General features: G+C 71.8%; 14 protein-coding genes. 7 read left to right on the top strand and 7 right to left on the bottom strand.

Annotated features, from left to right (window positions below; all coding sequences use genetic code 11):
- Positions 1-92: 92 nt before the first annotated feature.
- Entirely contained in the window at positions 93-1,301 is a 1,209-nt protein-coding gene (locus O7543_RS23655; protein ID WP_281551855.1) for a pyridoxal phosphate-dependent aminotransferase, read from the top strand.
- A gap of 28 nt (positions 1,302-1,329) precedes the next feature.
- Here the strand turns inward: O7543_RS23655 and glmM are convergent, their stop codons facing one another.
- The 3 genes from glmM to rplM form a co-directional block, all read right to left on the bottom strand.
- Entirely contained in the window at positions 1,330-2,694 is a 1,365-nt protein-coding gene (gene glmM, locus O7543_RS23650) for a phosphoglucosamine mutase (protein ID WP_281555727.1), read from the bottom strand.
- A gap of 209 nt (positions 2,695-2,903) precedes the next feature.
- Positions 2,904-3,386: a 30S ribosomal protein S9 gene (gene rpsI, locus O7543_RS23645; protein ID WP_281551856.1), complete on the bottom strand. Its 483-nt coding sequence runs from the start codon at positions 3,384-3,386 to the stop codon at positions 2,904-2,906.
- A gap of 20 nt (positions 3,387-3,406) precedes the next feature.
- The gene (gene rplM / locus O7543_RS23640; RefSeq protein WP_123606095.1) at positions 3,407-3,850 is read right to left on the bottom strand and encodes a 50S ribosomal protein L13; all 444 of its coding nucleotides are present in this window, start codon (positions 3,848-3,850) and stop codon (positions 3,407-3,409) included.
- A 422-nt stretch (positions 3,851-4,272) separates the two neighbouring features.
- On the opposite strand from rplM, the gene O7543_RS23635 reads away from it, so the two are divergent.
- From O7543_RS23635 to O7543_RS23615, 5 genes are read left to right on the top strand one after another with little or no spacing between them, the layout of a single operon-like run.
- Complete coding sequence (locus O7543_RS23635) at positions 4,273-6,420, top strand: molybdopterin oxidoreductase family protein (protein WP_281551857.1); 2,148 nt, start codon at positions 4,273-4,275, stop codon at positions 6,418-6,420.
- Positions 6,417-7,874 carry an FAD-dependent oxidoreductase gene (locus tag O7543_RS23630; RefSeq protein ID WP_281551858.1) on the top strand — a complete coding sequence of 486 codons (1,458 nt, stop codon included), beginning with the start codon at positions 6,417-6,419 and terminating at the stop codon, positions 7,872-7,874. Before O7543_RS23635 ends, O7543_RS23630 begins: the two co-directional genes overlap by 4 nt.
- Positions 7,871-10,462 carry a nitrite reductase large subunit NirB gene (gene nirB / locus O7543_RS23625; protein ID WP_281551859.1) on the top strand — a complete coding sequence of 864 codons (2,592 nt, stop codon included), beginning with the start codon at positions 7,871-7,873 and terminating at the stop codon, positions 10,460-10,462. Before O7543_RS23630 ends, nirB begins: the two co-directional genes overlap by 4 nt.
- Before the next feature lie 2 nt (positions 10,463-10,464).
- A complete protein-coding gene (nirD, locus tag O7543_RS23620; protein ID WP_281555728.1) occupies positions 10,465-10,821 on the top strand; it encodes a nitrite reductase small subunit NirD in 357 nt (118 codons plus the stop codon).
- Positions 10,821-11,909, top strand: a complete 1,089-nt coding sequence (locus O7543_RS23615; RefSeq protein WP_281551860.1) for a uroporphyrinogen-III synthase — start codon at positions 10,821-10,823, stop codon at positions 11,907-11,909. Before nirD ends, O7543_RS23615 begins: the two co-directional genes overlap by 1 nt.
- Before the next feature lie 91 nt (positions 11,910-12,000).
- On the opposite strand, the gene O7543_RS23610 is transcribed toward O7543_RS23615, so the two are convergent.
- The 4 genes from O7543_RS23610 to O7543_RS23595 form a co-directional block, all read right to left on the bottom strand.
- Positions 12,001-12,624 (bottom strand): ATP/GTP-binding protein, encoded by a 624-nt coding sequence (locus tag O7543_RS23610; RefSeq protein ID WP_281551861.1) that lies wholly within the window; start codon positions 12,622-12,624, stop codon positions 12,001-12,003.
- Positions 12,605-12,976 (bottom strand): DUF742 domain-containing protein, encoded by a 372-nt coding sequence (locus tag O7543_RS23605; protein ID WP_123606102.1) that lies wholly within the window; start codon positions 12,974-12,976, stop codon positions 12,605-12,607. Before O7543_RS23605 ends, O7543_RS23610 begins: the two co-directional genes overlap by 20 nt.
- Positions 12,977-13,056: 80 nt before the next feature.
- Positions 13,057-13,470, bottom strand: coding sequence for a roadblock/LC7 domain-containing protein (locus tag O7543_RS23600; protein ID WP_123606103.1), 414 nt, complete (start codon positions 13,468-13,470; stop codon positions 13,057-13,059).
- Positions 13,467-16,685 (bottom strand): sensor histidine kinase, encoded by a 3,219-nt coding sequence (locus O7543_RS23595; protein WP_281551862.1) that lies wholly within the window; start codon positions 16,683-16,685, stop codon positions 13,467-13,469. The genes O7543_RS23600 and O7543_RS23595 overlap by 4 nt, the downstream gene beginning before the upstream one ends.
- A 465-nt stretch (positions 16,686-17,150) precedes the next feature.
- On the opposite strand from O7543_RS23595, the gene O7543_RS23590 reads away from it, so the two are divergent.
- Positions 17,151-18,350: an ABC transporter substrate-binding protein gene (locus O7543_RS23590; protein WP_281551863.1), complete on the top strand. Its 1,200-nt coding sequence runs from the start codon at positions 17,151-17,153 to the stop codon at positions 18,348-18,350.
- Positions 18,351-18,362: the final 12 nt, after the last annotated feature.

Raw genomic sequence — 18,362 nt, 5'->3', positions numbered from 1 at the left:
AAGCACGCTGAGCAGTAACCGACCAAACCCGCCTTATGGGCGCAAGGTATGGGTGCCGTCATCTGTTTCGATGGACCGCATAAAGTGGCGAGGTGGTCACCTCCCCCGGCGCCCCCGCCGACATCGACCCCCTGGTCCGCCGCATGCGCCCGTTCGGCACGACGATTTTCGCCGAGATGTCCGCTCTTGCCGTCCGCACCGGCGCGGTCAACCTCGGCCAGGGTTTCCCGGACACCGACGGGCCCACCGTGATGCTGACCGCCGCCACCGAGGCGCTGCGCAACGGCCACAACCAGTACCCACCCGGTCCTGGCATTCCGGCACTGCGCACCGCCGTCGCCCGCAACCAGCAACGCTTCTGGGATCTCGACTACGACCCGGAGACCGAGGTTCTGGTCACCGCCGGCGCGACCGAGGCAATCACCGCCGCAATCCTCGCGCTGTGCGAGCCGGGCGACGAAGTCATCTGCTTCGAGCCCTACTACGACTCGTACGCGGCCGCGATCGCGCTCGCCGGGGCGGTCCGCCGGCCGGTCACCCTGCGTCCCGACGGGGACGGCCGGTACGCCTTCGACCCCGGCGCACTGCGCGCCGCAGTCGGGCCGCGTACCCGCCTGGTGCTGCTCAACTCCCCGCACAACCCGACCGGCAAGGTCTTCACCGTCGCCGAGCTCACCGCGATCGCCGCGATCTGTCGGGAGCACGACATCTGGGCGGTCACCGACGAGGTGTACGAGCACCTCGTCTTCACCGACGCCGACACCCCGCACGTCCCGCTCGCCACCCTGCCCGGGATGCGAGACCGGACGCTGCGCATCTCGTCGGCCGGCAAGACCTTTTCCTGTACGGGCTGGAAGATCGGCTGGGTCAGTGGGCCGGCCGCGTTGGTCACCGCCATCGCACGGGTCAAGCAGTTCCTCACCTACGTCAACGGCGGGCCGCTGCAGCCGGCCGTCGCGGTGGCGCTGGACCTGCCGGACAGCTACTTCACCGGGCTTCGGCAGAACCTGCAGGCGCAGCGCGACCAACTGGTGGCCGGGCTGTCCGAGGCCGGATTCCGGGTGCTGGTGCCGGAGGGCACCTACTTCGCCACCGCCGACATCAGCGCACTGGGCGACACCGACGGAATCGAATTCTGCCTGTCCCTACCGGAACGCTGCGGAGTGGTCGCCGTACCGACCCAGGTGTTCTACGACGAGCCGGACGCCGGCCGGCTGCTGGTGCGGTTCGCCTTCTGCAAACGTCCCGAGCTCCTCGCCGAAGCGAGCCGACGACTGGCCGGCCTGCGACCGGCTGGCTGATCAGGCGGGCCGGCGGACCGGGGCGGAGTCAGGCCGGGCTGGCTGCTCGGACGGCTGCGGCGATCCGCTCGGCGACCGAACGGGCAGTCTCCACCGTCGCCGCCTCGACCATCACCCGGACCAGCGGCTCGGTGCCGGACGGTCGCAGCAGCACCCGACCGGTGCCGCCCAGCTCGGCCTCGGCCCGCTCGGCAGCCGCCCGTACCGCCGGGTCGCCGGCGCCGGCGGCCCGGTCGCCGACCGGTACGTTGACCAGCACCTGGGGCAGCTTGGTGACGGCGGCCGCCAGGCCGGCCAACGAAGATCCGGTGGCCGCCATCCGGGACATCAGCTGTAGTCCGGTGAGCACCCCGTCCCCGGTGGTGGCGTAGCTGGGCATCACGATGTGCCCACTCTGCTCGCCGCCCAGTGCAAGCCCGCTGGCCCGCAGCTCCTCCAGCACGTACCGGTCGCCGACCTTGGTCTCGACCAGCTTGATGCCCTCCCGGGACATGGCCAGCCGCAGACCGAGGTTGCTCATCACCGTGGCCACCAGGGTGTCGGCGGTCAACGTGCCAGCGTCGCGCATGGCCAGCGCCAGGATCGCCATGATCTCGTCGCCGTCCACCTCGGTACCGTCGGCGGTCACCGCCAGGCACCGGTCGGCGTCGCCATCGTGGGCCAGCCCCAGGTCGGCGCCGTGTTCGAGGACGGCGGCCCGGACCACGTCGAGGTGGGTCGACCCGCAACCGTCGTTGATGTTGAGCCCGTTCGGCTCGGCGTTGATCGCGATGACCTCCGCGCCGGCCTCCCGGTAGGCGACCGGGCCGACCTCGGCCGCCGCGCCGTTGGCGCAGTCGACCACCACCCGCAGCCCGTCGAGCCGGTGGTTGACCGTGCCGACCAGATGACCGACGTAGTGCTCGGCCCCGTCCAGCAGATCACTCACCCGACCGATACCGGCCCCGGTGGGCCGCCGTCGGCCGGTGGACCCGTCGCCCTCGATCGCCGCGCCGATCGCGGCCTCGATCTTCATCTCGAGGTCGTCCGGCAGTTTGTGCCCACCGGCGGCGAACAGCTTGATGCCGTTGTCCGGCATCGGGTTGTGCGACGCGGAGAGCATCACCCCGAAGTCGGCCTTGGTCTCGCCGACCAGGAACGCGACGCCGGGGGTCGGCAACACGCCGACCCGTAGCACGTTCGCGCCGGCGCTGGTCAGCCCGGCCACCACGGCGGCCTCCAGCATCTCGCCGCTGGCCCGTGGATCGCGGCCGACCACGGCCAGCGGCTGGCGGCTCGGATCCCGCTCGGCCAGGGTGTGCGCGGCGGCCACCGCGACCGCCAGCGCCAACTCCGGGGTGAGATCGGCGTTGGCCCGCCCGCGTACGCCATCGGTGCCGAACAGCCGCGCCATACCAGTCATCCTCCGATGGTCCCGCTAACGGTGCCGCTCCGCCTCCCCGTCGGGGGTATGGATCCCCCCGCTGCGATGGCGAGCGAGCCGGCAACCGATGAAGATACTGCCGATGAACGAAAGAATCCGCATCAACTAGACAAAAAAGCACGGACGGCCGAGAAACCCCACGAAGGAGGTGTCCCGGCCGCCCGTTCAGCCGTGTCGGACTAGCGCTTCGAGTACTGCGGGGCCTTGCGGGCCTTCTTCAGGCCGTACTTCTTGCTTTCCTTGACCCGGTCGTCGCGGGTGAGGAAACCTGCCTTCTTCAGCGCCGGGCGGTCGTCGCCGTCGTTGGCGCACAGCGCCCGTGCGATGCCCAGCCGCAGCGCACCGGCCTGGCCGGTGATGCCGCCGCCGCGCAGGTTGGCGATCACGTCGAACGCCTCGGCCTTCTCAGCCGTCACCAGCGGCTCCCGGATCAACTGCTGGTGCACCTTGCTCGGGAAGTACTCCTCGAGCTCGCGACCGTTGCAGGTGATCTTGCCGGAGCCGGGGACGATCCGCACCCGGACGATGGCTTCCTTGCGCCGCCCGACGGTCTGGATCGGGCGCTCGCCGCGCGGCGTACGCACCACTGGCGCGGGCGTCACGGCGGGGGCCGGCTCGATGTCGGCAACGGCGACCGGGCTGGCCTCGGTGGTGTCGGTCATGCTGGTTCCTTCGCCCGCGCTCACTGCGCGATCTGCTTGATCTCGAACGGCACCGGCTGCTGAGCACCGTGCGGGTGCTCGGCGCCGGCGTAGACCTTGAGCTTGCGGATCAGCTTGGCACCGAGCTTGTTGTGCGGGAGCATGCCCTTGACGGCCAGCTCGATCGCCCGCTCGGGGCGCTTGGCCAGCAGCTCGTCGTAGCCGACCTGCTTCAGCCCGCCGGGGTAACCGGAGTGCCGGTAGGCCACCTTGGTGTGCCGCTTGTTGCCGGTCAACGCCACCTTGCCGGCGTTGACGACGATGACGAAGTCACCGGTGTCGACATGCGGCGCGAAAGTCGGCTTGTGCTTGCCGCGCAGCAGCGTGGCGGCGTGGGTGGCCAGGCGGCCCAGCACGACGTCAGAGGCGTCGATCACATGCCACTGACGCTCGATCTCACCCGGCTTCGGGCTGTACGTACGCACAGGTCTACCTTGTCTCGTCGTCGGTCTGGGGTCGCGCGTCGGTCGTCAGGTAACGCGCGGGCCGTCGGGGCGACCCGGAACCGGGGCGACCTGGCAGAGAACGCGCGCGCGAACGACAAGCATACCCCGGCTGACCTGGCACCATCGGACGGGGCCTCCCGCAGACGGTGAGCTGCATCCACGGACGGTGACCTGAGACGGTGACGGGTCTGGCGAGGGACGCCCCTCGATTGTCGCACAACAGCAGGCGACGATACCCGCTGCCCGGCACGCCGGTCAAAACGGCTGGTCGGCACCGGTACGCCGGAGGTCCCACCAAGTGGGCCGGCTAACCCTCTGACAACAGCCCGTGTGAGCTGCTCTTAGCAGGCTGGAAACAATCGGGACGTCGCGGCGAAATCGCCCCCCGGCACGCTTCGCACATGCCAGGCAGCGTGCAGTTGACCATCGGTCCGACCGGCGAATCCGCCGACCGGACCGTGGCCACCCACTGCCCGTACTGCGCACTGCAGTGCGGGATGCGACTGCGTGCCACGACCGACGGCGGTGTGCAGGTGCTGCCCCGGCAGTTTCCCACCAACCAGGGCGGGCTCTGTCAAAAGGGCTGGACCGCTGCGGAACTGCTCGACCACCCGCAGCGGCTGACCACCCCGCTGGTCCGCGACCGACCCGGCACCGAACTGCGGCCGGCCAGCTGGGACGAGGCCCTGACCCGGATCGTCGACGGTGTCCGGCGGATCCAGCAACGGCACGGCCGCGACGCGGCCGCGATGTTCGGCGGCGGCGGCCTCACCAACGAGAAGGCGTACGCGCTGGGCAAGTTCGCCCGGGTCGCGCTGCGCACCCGCAACATCGACTACAACGGCCGATTCTGCATGTCCTCGGCGGCCGCCGCCGGGATCCGGGCCTTCGGCGTCGACCGTGGCCTGCCGTTCCCGATGGCCGACGTCGGCACCGCCGACACCCTGCTGCTGGTCGGCGCGAACGTGGCCGAGACGATGCCGCCGTTCGCCCGCTACCTGACCGAGATGAAACAGCGCGGCGGCACGCTGATCGTGATCGACCCGCGCCGCACGGCCACCGCCCGCCTGGCCGACCTGCACCTGCAACCCACCCCCGGCACCGACCTCGCGGTGGCCAACGCGCTGCTGCACGTCGCGGTGCGGGAGGGCTGGGTGGACCACACCTACGTCGCCGAGCGGACCACCGGCTTCGACGCTGTCCGGGCCACCGTCGCCGGCTACTGGCCGGCCCGGGTGGAACGGATCACCGGCGTGCCGATCGCCGATCTGGAGGCGGCGGCGCGCGCTCTGGCCGGCGGCGACCGCCGCGCGACCGACGCCCCGCCCGCCAAGGTCGTCATCCTCACCGCGCGCGGCGCCGAACAGCACGCCAAGGGAGTCGACACGGTCAGCGCCTACGTCAACCTGGCGCTCGCCCTCGGGTTGCCCGGCCGGACCGGCTCCGGTTACGGCTGCCTGACCGGCCAGGGCAACGGTCAGGGCGGCCGGGAGCACGGCCAGAAGGCCGACCAGCTGCCCGGCTACCGACGCATCGACGACCCGGCGGCGCGGGCGCACGTGGCCGGGGTGTGGGGCGTCGACCCGGCGGACCTGCCCGGGCCGGGGGTTTCCGCGTACGAACTGCTGGACGCGCTCGGCACCCCGGCCGGGCCGAAGGCGTTGCTGGTCTTCGGCTCCAACCCGGTGGTATCCGCACCCCGCGCCGGCCGGGTCCAGCGCCGACTGGCCGATCTGGACCTGCTGGTCGTCGCCGACTTCGTGCTGTCCGAGACGGCGGCGATGGCCGACGTGGTACTGCCCACCGCCCAGTGGGCCGAAGAGGACGGCACGATGACCAACCTGGAGGGACGGGTGCTACGCCGGCACGCGCTGCGGCCACCCCCGCCCGGTGCCCGCACCGACCTGGCCGTCCTGGCCGACCTCGCGCAGCGGCTCGGCTGCCCGGCCGGGCAGTTCCCGGCCGACCCCGCCGAGGTCTTCACCGAACTGCGCCGGGCCTCGGCCGGTGGCGTCGCCGACTACGCCGGGGTCAGCTGGGAGCGGATCGACGCCTCCGACGGGGTCTTCTGGCCCTGCCCGGACCCGGACCGACCGGACACCCCGCGGATGTTCACCGAACGGTTCGCCACCCCGGACGGGCGGGCCCGGTTCGTGCCGGTGGAGCACCGGGCCGCCGCCGAGGAGGTCTGCGCCGACTATCCGCTCTACCTGACCACCGGCCGGGTGCTGGCCCAGTACCAGTCAGGTGCACAGACCCGCCGGATCGCGCCGCTGCGCGGCGCCGCGCCGGAGGCCTTCGTGGAGCTGCACCCGGACCTGGCCGCCCGGCTCGGCGTCGCCGACGGCGAGCCGGTCCGGGTGACCAGCCGGCGCGGCGAGATGCGCGCCCCGGCCCGACTGACCGAGTCGATCCGCCCGGACACCGTGTTCGCCCCGTTCCACTGGGGCGGCGCGGGGCGGATCAACTCGGTGACCAACGACGCGTTGGACCCGACGTCCCGGATGCCCGAGTTCAAGATCTGTGCGGTCAGGGTGGAGCGAGCGTGAACCGTATCGTCATCGTCGGCCACGGCATGGCCGGTGCCCGGCTCACCGCCGAGCTGCACGCCCGGCGTGGGGATTACAAGATCACCGTGTACGGGGCGGAGCGGCACCGGGCGTACAACCGGATCATGCTGTCGAACCTGCTCGCCGGCCGGGCCGACGAGCTGGACGTGACGCTCACCGAGGCCGCCGGGCACGGCATCGACGTGCGGGCCGGGTTGGCGGTGACCGCGATCGAGCCGGCCACCCGGACGGTGCGCACCGCCGACGGCACCGCCACCGAGTACGACCACCTGGTGCTCGCCACCGGCAGCCGGGCTGTGGTCCCCGACCTGCCCGGCCTGACCGGTGCCGACAGCCCGGCAGGGCTGCCGGAGCGCGTCGCGCTGTTCCGGACCCTGGACGACTGCCGGCGGATCCTCGCCGCCGCAGCCGGTGCCCGCACCGCGCTGGTGCTCGGCGGCGGCCTGCTCGGCCTGGAGGCCGCCCGTGGGCTCGCCGCACGTGGACTGGACGTACGGGTGGTACACAAGGTCGGTCAGCTGATGGAGCGCCAACTCGACGCCACCGCCAGCGCGGTGCTCGCCCGTACCCTGGCCGGCCTCGGCGTCGGCACCGAGCTGGCCGCCGCCGCCGAGTCGGTCACCGCCACCACCGACGGGGTACGGCTGCGGCTCGGCGACGGCCGGGAGCTGGACGCCGACCTGCTGGTGCTGGCCTGCGGGGTCCGGCCGGACACCGACCTGGCCCGCCGGGCCGGGCTACGGGTCGGGCGCGGTGTGATGGTCGACGACCGGATGGCCACCAGCGACCCACGGATCTGGGCGATCGGGGACTGCGCCGAACACGACGGCGTCGTCACCGGGCTGGTCGCCCCCGCCTGGGAACAGGCCCGGGTGCTGGCCCGGGTGCTGGCCGGCGACGACCCGGGTGCCCGCTACCGGCCACTGCCGACGGTGACCCGGCTCAAGGCCGCCGGCATCGACCTCGCCGCGATGGGCGACACCCGGCCGGGCGCCGACGGGCAGACCGAGGAGCTCAGCTTCGCCGACCCGGCCCGGGGCACGTACGCGCGGCTGCTGATCCGCGACGACCGGCTGACCGGGGCGATCATGCTCGGCGACAACCCGGCCGTCGGCACCGTCATCCAGCTGTTCGACCGGGGTGGTCCGGTGCCGACCGACCGGCGGGCGCTGCTGCTCGGCCGGGCGGTCGGCGGCACCGTCGCGGCCCCGGCGACCAGCCCGGCCCTGATGCCGGACGCGGCGACCGTCTGCCAGTGCAACACGGTCAGCAAGGGAGCGCTGGTCCGCTGCTGGCGCGCCGGGGCCCGGTCGGTCGCCGAGATGGTCGCCGCCACCCGGGCCACCACCGGCTGCGGCAGCTGCACCGACGCGGTCACCGGCATCGTCGACTGGCTCTCATCTGTGGATTCCGACGTGGAGGTACCAGCATGAACCGGTTGGTCGTCATCGGCAACGGCATGGTCGGGCAGCGCCTGGTCGAAGCGGTCCGGTCCCGGGACACCGACGGTGGATGGCAGGTCACGGTGCTCGCCGAGGAGTCGCGGCCGGCGTACGACCGGGTCCGGTTGTCGGCCTTCTTCGACGGTGTCGGGCCGGACGAGTTGAGCGTGCACACCCCGGACGACGGGGTGGACCTGCGGCTGGCCGAGCCGGCCCGGCGCATCGACCGGGACCGCCGGGTGGTCGTCACCGACCACCGCGAGTACGGCTACGACGCGCTGGTGCTGGCCACCGGCTCGTACCCGTTCGTCCCGCCGATCGACGGCGCCCACCGACCTGCCGACCCCGGTACCGGTGGCGGGACCGTCGGCGGCCTGCGCGACGGGGTGTTCGTCTACCGCACGCTGGACGACCTGGTCGCCATCCGCGACTTCGCCACCGATCCGGCCGCCGGCCGGCGGGTCGGCACGGTGATCGGCGGCGGACTGCTCGGCCTGGAGGCCGCCAACGCACTGCGGCTGCTCGGTCTGCGTACCCACGTGGTGGAGTTCGCGCCCCGGCTGATGCCGGTCCAGATCGACGAGGCCGGCGGGGCGATGCTGCGCCGCTACGTCGAGGACCTCGGCGTCGAGGTACACCTGGGGACCGCGACGTCGGCGATCCGCACCGGACCGGACGGTACGCCGCACGGCGTGGCCCTCACCGACGGCACCGAACTGCGGTCCGACCTGGTGGTGGTGGCCGCCGGCATCCGGCCCCGCGACGACCTGGCCCGCGCCGCCGGGCTGGCCGTCGGCGAACGCGGCGGGGTGACCGTCGACGCCACCTGCCGGACCAGCGACCCGCACATCTGGGCGGTCGGTGAATGCGCCGCGGTCAGCGTCGACGGCGAACCGGGCCGCTGCTACGGCCTGGTCGCCCCCGGCTACGCGATGGCCGAGGTGGTCGCCGACCGGCTGCTCGGCGGCACCGCCGCCTTCCCCGGCGCGGACACCTCCACGAAGCTCAAACTGCTCGGGGTGGACGTGGCGTCGTTCGGCGACGCGCACGGTGCCACCCCCGACTGCCTGGACGTCACCTTCACCGACCCGGCCACCCGCGTCTACGCCAAGCTGGTGCTCTCCGACGACGCGCGGACCCTGCTCGGCGGGGTGCTGGTCGGCGACGCGACGGCGTACCCGACGCTGCGGGCCAGCGTCGGCGGGCCGCTGCCGGGCCCGCCGCTGGCGCTGCTCGCCCCGGCCGGCTCCGACGGGGCCGCTGGCGGCGCCGGCATCGACGCGCTGCCCGGCAGCGCCCAGGTCTGCTCCTGCAACGCGGTCACCAAGGATCAGATCCTCGGCGCGATCGGCGACGGTTGCACCGACGTCGCCGGGATCAAGGCGTGCACCCGGGCCGGCACCAGCTGCGGGTCCTGCGTACCGATGCTCAAGCAGTTGCTGTCCGTCGCCGGGGTGGCCCAGTCGACCGCACTGTGCGAACACTTCGACCACAGCCGCCAGGAGCTGTTCGACATCGTCCGGGTACGCGGCATCCGGACCTTCTCCCAGCTGGTCGCCGAACACGGGCGGGGGCGGGGCTGCGACATCTGCAAGCCGGTGGTCGCCTCGATCCTCGCCTCGCTGGGCAACGGCTACGTGCTCGACGGCGAACAGGCCACCCTGCAGGACACCAACGACCACTTCCTGGCCAACATCCAGCGCGACGGTACCTACTCGGTGGTGCCGCGGATCCCCGGTGGGGAGATCACCCCGGAGAAGCTGATCGTCATCGGCGAGGTCGCCCGGGACTTCAACCTCTACACCAAGATCACCGGCGGGCAGCGGATCGACCTGTTCGGCGCCCGGGTGGAGCAGTTGCCGAAGATCTGGCGGCGGCTGGTCGACGCCGGCTTCGAGTCCGGCCACGCCTACGGCAAGGCGCTGCGGACGGTGAAGTCCTGTGTCGGCTCCACCTGGTGCCGCTACGGGGTGCAGGACTCGGTCGGCCTGGCGGTCGCCCTGGAGCTGCGTTACCGGGGTCTGCGTGCCCCCCACAAGATCAAGTCTGCGGTCTCCGGCTGCGCCCGGGAGTGCGCCGAGGCCCGCAGCAAGGACTTCGGCATCATCGCGACCGACGTCGGCTGGAACCTCTACGTCGGCGGCAACGGCGGTTTCCGGCCCCGGCACGCCGACCTGTTCGCCAGCGATCTGTCCACCGACGACCTCGTCCGCACCATCGACCGGTTCCTGATGTTCTACATCCGCACCGCCGACCGGCTGCAACGCACCGCAGCCTGGATCGAGGCCATGGACGGCGGCCTGGACCACCTGCGATCGGTGATCGTCGACGACTCGCTCGGGCTGGCGGCCGAGCTGGACGAGGCGATGGCCCGGCACGTCGAGTCCTACTCGGACGAGTGGCGGGACACGATCGACGACCCGGAGCGGCTGGGCCGCTTCGCCTCCTTCGTCAACGCGCCCGACACCCCGGACCCGTCGATCACCTTCGAGGTCGAGCGGGGCCAGCCGGTGCCGGCCCTGGGCGAGCGCCGGCCCGTCGCGCTCGGTCTCCCGACAACCCTGGAGGTACGCCGATGAGTGTGCAGACAGTCAACGTCACCGCCCGATGGACACCGGTGTGCCCCTACTCCCGAGTGGAGCCGGAGCGGGGCGTGGCCGCACTGGTCGACGGCGAGCAGGTGGCAGTCTTCCGGACCTACGACGGGACGTTGTACGCGATCGGCAACCAGGACCCGGTGGCCGGTGCCCACGTCATGTCCCGGGGCATCGTCGGCACCCGAGGGGACCTCCCGACCGTGGCGTCACCACTGCACAAGCAGGTTTACGACCTGCGTACCGGCGAGTGTCTGGACCTGCCGGGCGTCGCCGTGCCGACCTACCGGGTGCGCTGTCGGGACGGGCTGATCGAGGTGCTCGGCCGGCGGCAGGACCAGTGATGTCCGACGAGCTGTCCGGGTTCACCATCGGGGTTACCGCCGACCGGCGGCGCGACGAGTTGGCCGCGTTGCTGGAGCGGCGGGGTGCCCGGGTGGTGCTCGCCCCGGCGCTGCGGATCGTGCCACTCGCCGACGACACCGAGCTGCGCGCGTCCACCCGGGCCTGCCTGGACAGTCCGCCGGACGTGCTGATCGCCAACACCGGCATCGGCATGCGTGGCTGGCTGGAGGCCGCGGAAGGGTGGGGCTTGGCCGAGCCGCTGCGGGCGGTGCTCGGCGGCGCCTACATCGTGGCCCGCGGTCCCAAGGCCCGGGGCGCGATCCGCGCCGCCGGCCTGCACGACCAGTGGTCGCCCGCGTCGGAGAGCTGTGACGAAGTGACCGACCATCTGCGGGCCCGCGGCGTGGCCGGTCAGGTGATCGCGATGCAGCTACACGGGGAACGGCAACCGGAGTGTTCGGCGGCGCTCGAGGCGGCCGGCGCCACCGTGATCGAGGTGCCGGTGTACCGGTGGGCACCACCGTCCGACCCGGCACCGCTGCACCGGCTGGTCGATCTGGTCGCCAGCCGGCTCGTCGACGCGGTCACCTTCACCTCCGCGCCAGCGGTCGGAGCGCTGCTGCGCGCCGCCGGGCCAAACGCCGACGCGGTGCTCGAGGCGATGCGGACCGACGTGCTGGCCGCCTGCGTCGGGCCGGTCACCGCGGCGCCGCTGCGCCGGCACGGAGTGCCGGTGACCGCACCGGCTCGCGCCCGGCTCGGGGCGCTGGTCCGGACGATCGTCGACGAACTGCCCCGCCGGGCGGTCAACCTGAAGGTCGGCGGACACCTGCTCACCCTGCGCGGACACGCCGCAGTCATCGACGGTGAGCTGCGTCCGTTGGCGCCGGCGCCGATGGCGGTGCTGCGTGCGTTGGCGCAGACCCCGGGACGGGTGCTGTCCCGGGCCGCGCTGCTGCGCACCCTGCCCCGAGGTGCCGACGAGCACGCCGTCGAGATGGCGGTGGCCCGGCTCCGGGCCGGGCTGGGCGCGCCCGGGGTGGTCCAGACCGTGGTCAAACGCGGCTATCGGCTGCCGATCGACTGAGGCAGCCGAGCCGGCCGACAGCGGAAACTGCCGACCGGCGGAGGCCGTGCCGGCCGGCGGCGCGCTGCGCCGCCGGCCGTTGCCGTACAGGTCAGCCGACCGGGGTCGGATACCCCCGGCCGTGCTCGGCGCGCAGCGTCGCCATGGCGTGTTCGACGACATTGACCAAGACATTCTTCGTCGAGTCCCGGCTGCGGGCGTCGCACATCACCAGCGGCACGTGCGGCGCGATGGCCAGCGCCTCCCGCACCTCCTCCGGCTCGTACTGTGCCGCGCCGTCGAAGCAGTTCAACGCCACGAGGTACGGCAGCTGCCGGTTCTCGAAGTAGTCCAGCGGGGCGAAGGCGTCGGTGATCCGGCGGGTGTCCACCAGGACCGCGGCACCGACCGCACCGCGGATGATCTCGTCCCACATGAACCAGAACCGGGTCTGTCCGGGTGTGCCGAACAGGTAGAGGATCAGGTCGTCGGCCATGGTGATCCGGCCGAAGTCCATCGCCACCGTGGTGGTCTCCTTGCCGGGGACCTTTGACGGATCGTCGATGCCGACACCGGCCGAGGTCATCAGCGCCTCGGTGGTCAGCGGCGTGATCTCGGAGACCGCGCCGACCATGGTGGTCTTGCCGACCCCGAATCCACCGGCGATGACGATCTTCGCCGAGGTGATCCCCTTGTCCTGGCGGAAACCGGGACGGTCATAGCCTGCGAAGTCCACTTAGCACCCTCTCAAGAAGTTCCATCCGCTCCTCGTAGCCCTCTGTTTCGGTCGGAGCGGTGCTGTGCAACGCCAGCAGGCCGTCGGCGACCATGTCGGCGACGAGGACCCGTGCGACGCCCAGTGGAAGCCGGGTGTACGCGGCGATCTCCGCCAGTGACTGGGCACGGTTGTCGCAGATCGTTGCGATTCGATGCTTGTCGTGCCCGGCGAAACGAGACTCGGTGACCGCTGCCGCCGAGGCCACCAGCACCGCTTCCAGCGCGATGTGCTGCCGTGGCTCGGTACGCCCGCGGGTGACCGCATAGGGACGGACCAGCGCTCCGCGCGGGTCCTGTCGTGGTTGGCCCATTGAGCGGTCACCTCCTCGTGGGTCTGCTGGCACGTCATCGGTGACGGTCCCTTGTGTCGCTGCGGAACTTCAGCCTCGGATCAGGGTCGGCCGCCCACGGCCTCCCGTGGTGCCGGGACCAGCGCGGCTCCGACCCGCTCGACCAGCAATGCCATCTCGTACCCGACCTGACCGACGTCGCAGCTACGGGCGGCGAGCACCGCCATCGACGATCCGTCACTGATGGACATCAGGAACAGGTACCCGCTGTCCATCTCGATCACCGTCTGCAGCACCCCGCCCGCGCTGAACATCCGCGACGCCCCGTCAGTGAGGCTGACCACACCGGAGGTGATCGCCGCCAACTGGTCGGCCCGGTCCGCCGGCAGGTCACGCGAGGAGGCGAGCAGCAGTCCGTCTGCCGAGACAGCCACGACGTGGGCGATCCCCGCCACGCTGTCGGCAAAGTTGCTGAGCAGCCAACCCATGTCCTGAATAGCTGCTGGCCTGTTCATTCGCTGGTCTCCTTGGTTGAGGTGGCGCGGTACTGCTCGCTGCCGACGGTCCGGCCGCGTTGCACGCCACGGTGATATGCCGACAGCAGGCCACGGACCTCGTCCGGGGTCCGCCGGGTCGGCTCGCGGCCCTGCTTTGCCTCCACGCCACCCGGCACCAGCTGTGCCTGGGGCTGGCGCTTCGGCAGACCAGAGCGGGTGGTGCCGGCGGTCGCCGGCTCAGCTGCCTGGCTGGCCCGGGCCCAGCCCTCGTCAGCGGCGGTACGCCAACTGCCGGAGTCGCCCGTCCGTTGCCGGGGGATGGCACCCAGCGCCGACGTCGCCGCGCCGGCCGGAGTGGACGGTGCGGGCGCCGGTGGCGCGGCCGGGGGTGGTGGTGCGGCGTTCGGCTGCACCGGGGCAGAGTACGCCGTCGGCTGTGGAGTCGACTGTCCCGGGTTGCGGGCCGGCAGCGGTGTCCTGGTCGGAGCGGGTGCCGGCGGGTACGCCGGTGCGGGCGCACCGGCAGCAGGCGGACGACCGGCGGTCGGCAGCGGCAGGACGGTGGTCTCGGCCGAGCCGTGTGACCGGAACCAGACCGCCTCCATCTCCCGGAAGATGGGCATCTCGGCGGCGTCCTCGGGCCGGGCACCGGGCTTGGCGGCCGCTGCGGGCGCTCCGCCGCCGGCGGAGCCGCCAGCCATCGGGCCATGCGGCAGCTGGCCGCCGGTGCGTACCGCCGGCGCCATCGGGTGCATGGTGGCCGGGATGACCGACTGGTCCGGGTAGCCGACGGTGCCCGTCGGTCGCACCGTCGGGTAGGCCACCGTCGGCGTACCGACGTTGGCCACCGGCGGTGCCGCGGCGGGCGGGGCGGCGGATGCCGCCGGACGGTACGCCGGCAGCCCCGGGTTGTACGTCGGCGCGGCCGGGCCGACGGCCGGAGCCGCTGGCGGCCCGGACATCGGAGAGCCGGACATCGGAGAGCCGGACATCGGCGACGCTGAGATCGGGGCGGCGGAGACCGGCGTCGACTGCCCACCGGTGGTCACCGGGAAGGCGGCGGTAGGAGCACCGGCCACCGCGTTCCACTGTGACGACCGGGCGTTCTGCCACTGGTCGGTGAGGGTCGCCGTACGGCCGGGCGCCGCAGCCGGCGGACTCGAGATCGGCGACCAGGTCCCGCCCGACGTGGGCGCGGCGGAGATCGGCTCGGCCGCCATGGCCGGGCGTCCCCGCGTCACCACCGGCTCCCGGGTGCGCTGCGGCAGTACCAGGATGCTGCTCGGCAGCGTGGCCTGGGCGATGGTGCCGCCCTCCGGGTTGGGCCGCAGCTCGACCCGGATGCCGTACCGGCCGGCCAGCCGGCTGACCACGGCGAGACCCATCAGCCGGAAGGCTGAGACGTCGACCGCGGACGACTCGGCGAGCCTGCGGTTGAGATTGTCCAACTGCTCCTCGGACAGACCCAGGCCGCGGTCCTCCACCTGGACCAGCACGTAGTCGCGCAGCCGCCGAGCGTCGGCGACGACAGTCGTGGTCGGCGGCGAGAACCGGGTCGCGTTGTCGAGCAACTCGGCGACGAGACGTACCACGTCGTTGACCGCATGCGCGGAGATCAGGATGTCGGTGTCGACGGTGCCGAACTCGATCCGGTTGTAGAGCTCGACCTCGGACTGCGCGGCCCGCATCGCGTCAACCAGCAACGCGTCCTCGCGGCGTGGCGCCGTCGAGTCGGCACCGGCCAGGACCAGCAGGTTCTCGTCGTTGCGGCGCATCCGGGTGGCGAGGTGGTCGAGCTGGAACAGCTGGGCGAGCCGCTTCGGGTCCTCCTCGCCGCGCTCGATCGCGTCAAGCTCGCCGATCATCCGGTCGACCAGCGTCTGGCTCCGACGGGCCAGGGAGAGGAACATCGCCGACACGCTCGCCCGCAGTGCCGCCTGCTCGGCCGCGATCCGGACCGCCTCCCGGTGCACCACGTTGAACGCCTGTCCGACCTGGCCGACCTCGTCGCGGTTGGGCAGGCGGATCGGGTCACGTAGGTTGCGGACAATCTCCTCCGGACCCCGGTCGTTGAGGTCGTTGACGTCGCGGAGCTTGGCCACCGCCTCCGGCAGGTCCCGGCTGGCCACCGACATGGCGCCTTCCCGCAGCCGTCGCAGCGAGTCGTTCAACGAGCGGGCCAGGACCACCGCGAGGGCGATTGCCAGCACCAGGGCGATCAGGACCGCGATCGACTCGATGATCGCCTGCCGGGTGACGTTGGTGCTGACCTGGGTGGCCCGTTCGAGCAGCCGGCTCTCCAGCTGGATCTCTGCCCACCGCATCAGGTCGTTGACCGCGCCCATGGCCCGGGCGGCCTCCGCCGCGCTCAGCGGAGCCCGCTGGCCGACCGAGCGGGTGATCTCGGTGGCGACCCGGTCGGCTAGGAAGACGGCGTCACCGGTGACGCTGCTGTCGACCAGCTCCTGCTCCCACGGCGACGCAGCCAGCGAGAACGACAGCAGAGCCTCCTGCTGGCTGGTCAACGTCGCCAGGTACGACGAGAACTGCTCCTCGTCCAGCCGGCCGGTGGACAGCGCCGCGAAGACGATCGCCTCCTCCTCGGCCGTGGCCAGCTTGGCCCGGGCGAAGGCGGAGACGGCACGCAGACTGTCCGGCACCTCGCCGTCGCCGGAGACCTGACCGAGCACCTCACCGTAGGAGGCCAGGTCAGACAGGATGACGCCGTACCGCAGCACCGCCTCCGGCACCGGCATCTGCCGCCGGTCGAGCACCTCCTGACGGGTGGCGTTCAAGGTGTCCAGGTGGTCGTCGATGGCGACCAGCTGCCGCTCGACCGCCTCCGGCACGTTCCCGACCCGGTCGCGTTCGGCGGCGTACGCCGCGATCCGCTCGTCGGTGCTGCGCACCCTGATGTTGTAGGCCTCGGCGTCGGCGTCGCGGGCGGCGAGGAAGGTCACCGCAGCCATCCGCTCCTTGTGGACGTCCTGAGCCAGGGCCGAGACGTCGACGGAGAGTTCGGCCATCGACCGCACCATCCGTGCGTCGATTGCGCCCTGTCCCACGTCGACCAGCCGTACCGTGGCCAGAGCGGCGACCGCGGCCAGCGGAACGACCAGGATCAGGGCCAGTTTGGACCTGATCCGCGCATCCCTCAGTCGCGGCACCCAACGCAATGGCGCGCGGCGCTTCCGCGGGCCGTTGTCGGGCAGGGTCGTCGGTCCGGTCCTCACGACATCGCCTCCGTCGCTATCTCCACACGCGGACTGCCGACCGATGCCTGCTGCAGCGGTGAGCGCCGCATGCGGCACGGCCGCGATTTCATCAGAAGTGGACCCGCTTGGGAAGCCTCAGTGGGGCAGGAATCGGTCGGACGACCTGTAATCACCCTAGTACTACCGGAGAGTATCTTCATCACACCGCCCTGATCAGCGCGGATAGAACTTCCACCGTCAGTTGTCCCGCCAAAGTCAACGCTCGCAACATGTACTCGTTGCCAACATGTGGGACGACAGTCCCGGAAACGCCCCGACCGGCGCGCTTGACCAGAACGCCGCCCATTGGCATGGTTTCCCAAGTTTGCAGGCTCCGCGCACACCGTACGGCATGCCGCCGGCGCGACTTCTACTGAGGACGTGCTCAGCCGCGCCGCCGCCCACCGACCGGGTGCGCATCCGCCGCGTACCTGGAGGACTGACTTGAGGCCCACCCGTTCCGCCCTACTCACGGCGCTCGCATCCACATTGCTGGCCTCTTCGCTCACCGGCTGCCAGTTCGCCAGCGACTCGGCCGCCGAGGACGGCGGCGAGATCGTCATCGCCGCCGACCTGGAACTGTCCGGTGCCGCCGCGACCGTCGGCAAGGGCTTCCAACGAGCCCTCGAGCTGAAGGTCGAGCAGATCAACGAATCGGGTCTGCTGGGCAACCGGACGATCCGGCTGGACGTCCGGGACAACCGTTCCGACCCGAGCGAGTCGCTGCGCAACATCGGCGACTTCACCGGCGACTCCGCGGTGACCGCGATCGTCATGGGCAGTTGCAGTGACTGCGCGGTCGGCGCCGCCCGGACGATCAACGACAAGCGGGTGCCGACGATCTCGCTGGCCCCGGCCACCGCGGTCGCCACCCCGGTCACTGAGCGTCGCTATCTGTTCAAGCTCGGCCCAAACGCGGCGGACAGCGCCGCCGCAGTCGCCAACGAGCTGCGCCGCCGCAACATCAGGCGGGCCAGTCTGCTGCACACCGACGACGAGTACGGCCGGGACGGTCTGCGGGTGATCACCGCCGAACTGGACAAGCTTGGTATCAACCTGGTCGGCACCGAGCAGGTGCGTACCACGGACACCGACGTGAGCCAGGCCGTCGCCACCCTGGCGCAGCCGGTGACCGGCGAGAATCCGGGCGCGCTGCTGGTCTGGACCTCGGCCGAGCAGGCGGCGCTGGCGGCGGACAGCGCCGCGCAGGCCGACTACCCGGGCCCCCTGTTCTTCGACGCCGCCGCTGCCGGGGACCTGTTCCTGTCCGGTGGCTCGGCCACCGGCACCAAGGGCGTCAATCTGGTCTTCACCCAGACCATGGTGATCGACGACGTGATCGCCAACACCCCGGCGAAGGCAGCCCGCAAGCAGTGGTTCCGCGACTACACGGCCAGGTTCGGCAGCTACTACGGGTTCTCTTCGTTCGCGGCCGACGCGGTCCAGCTGATCGCCGACGCGGTGGCCAGGTCGACCGGCGACGGCGACGTCGACCGGGAGGCCATCCGTGAGGTGCTGGAAACCACCCAGTTCGACGGGCTGTCCGGGCCGATCCGGATGACTCCGGACAACCACTCTGGACTGATGCCCCAGGCACTGACCATGCTGGTCTCCCGGGGTGGCCGCTGGCGACTGGCCAGCTGACGACCCCGGCAC

The sequence above is a fragment of the Solwaraspora sp. WMMA2080 genome (genome assembly GCF_027497395.1).
Lineage (GTDB): Bacteria > Actinomycetota > Actinomycetes > Mycobacteriales > Micromonosporaceae > Micromonospora_E.
This window is presented reverse-complemented; position numbering and strand designations above follow the sequence as displayed.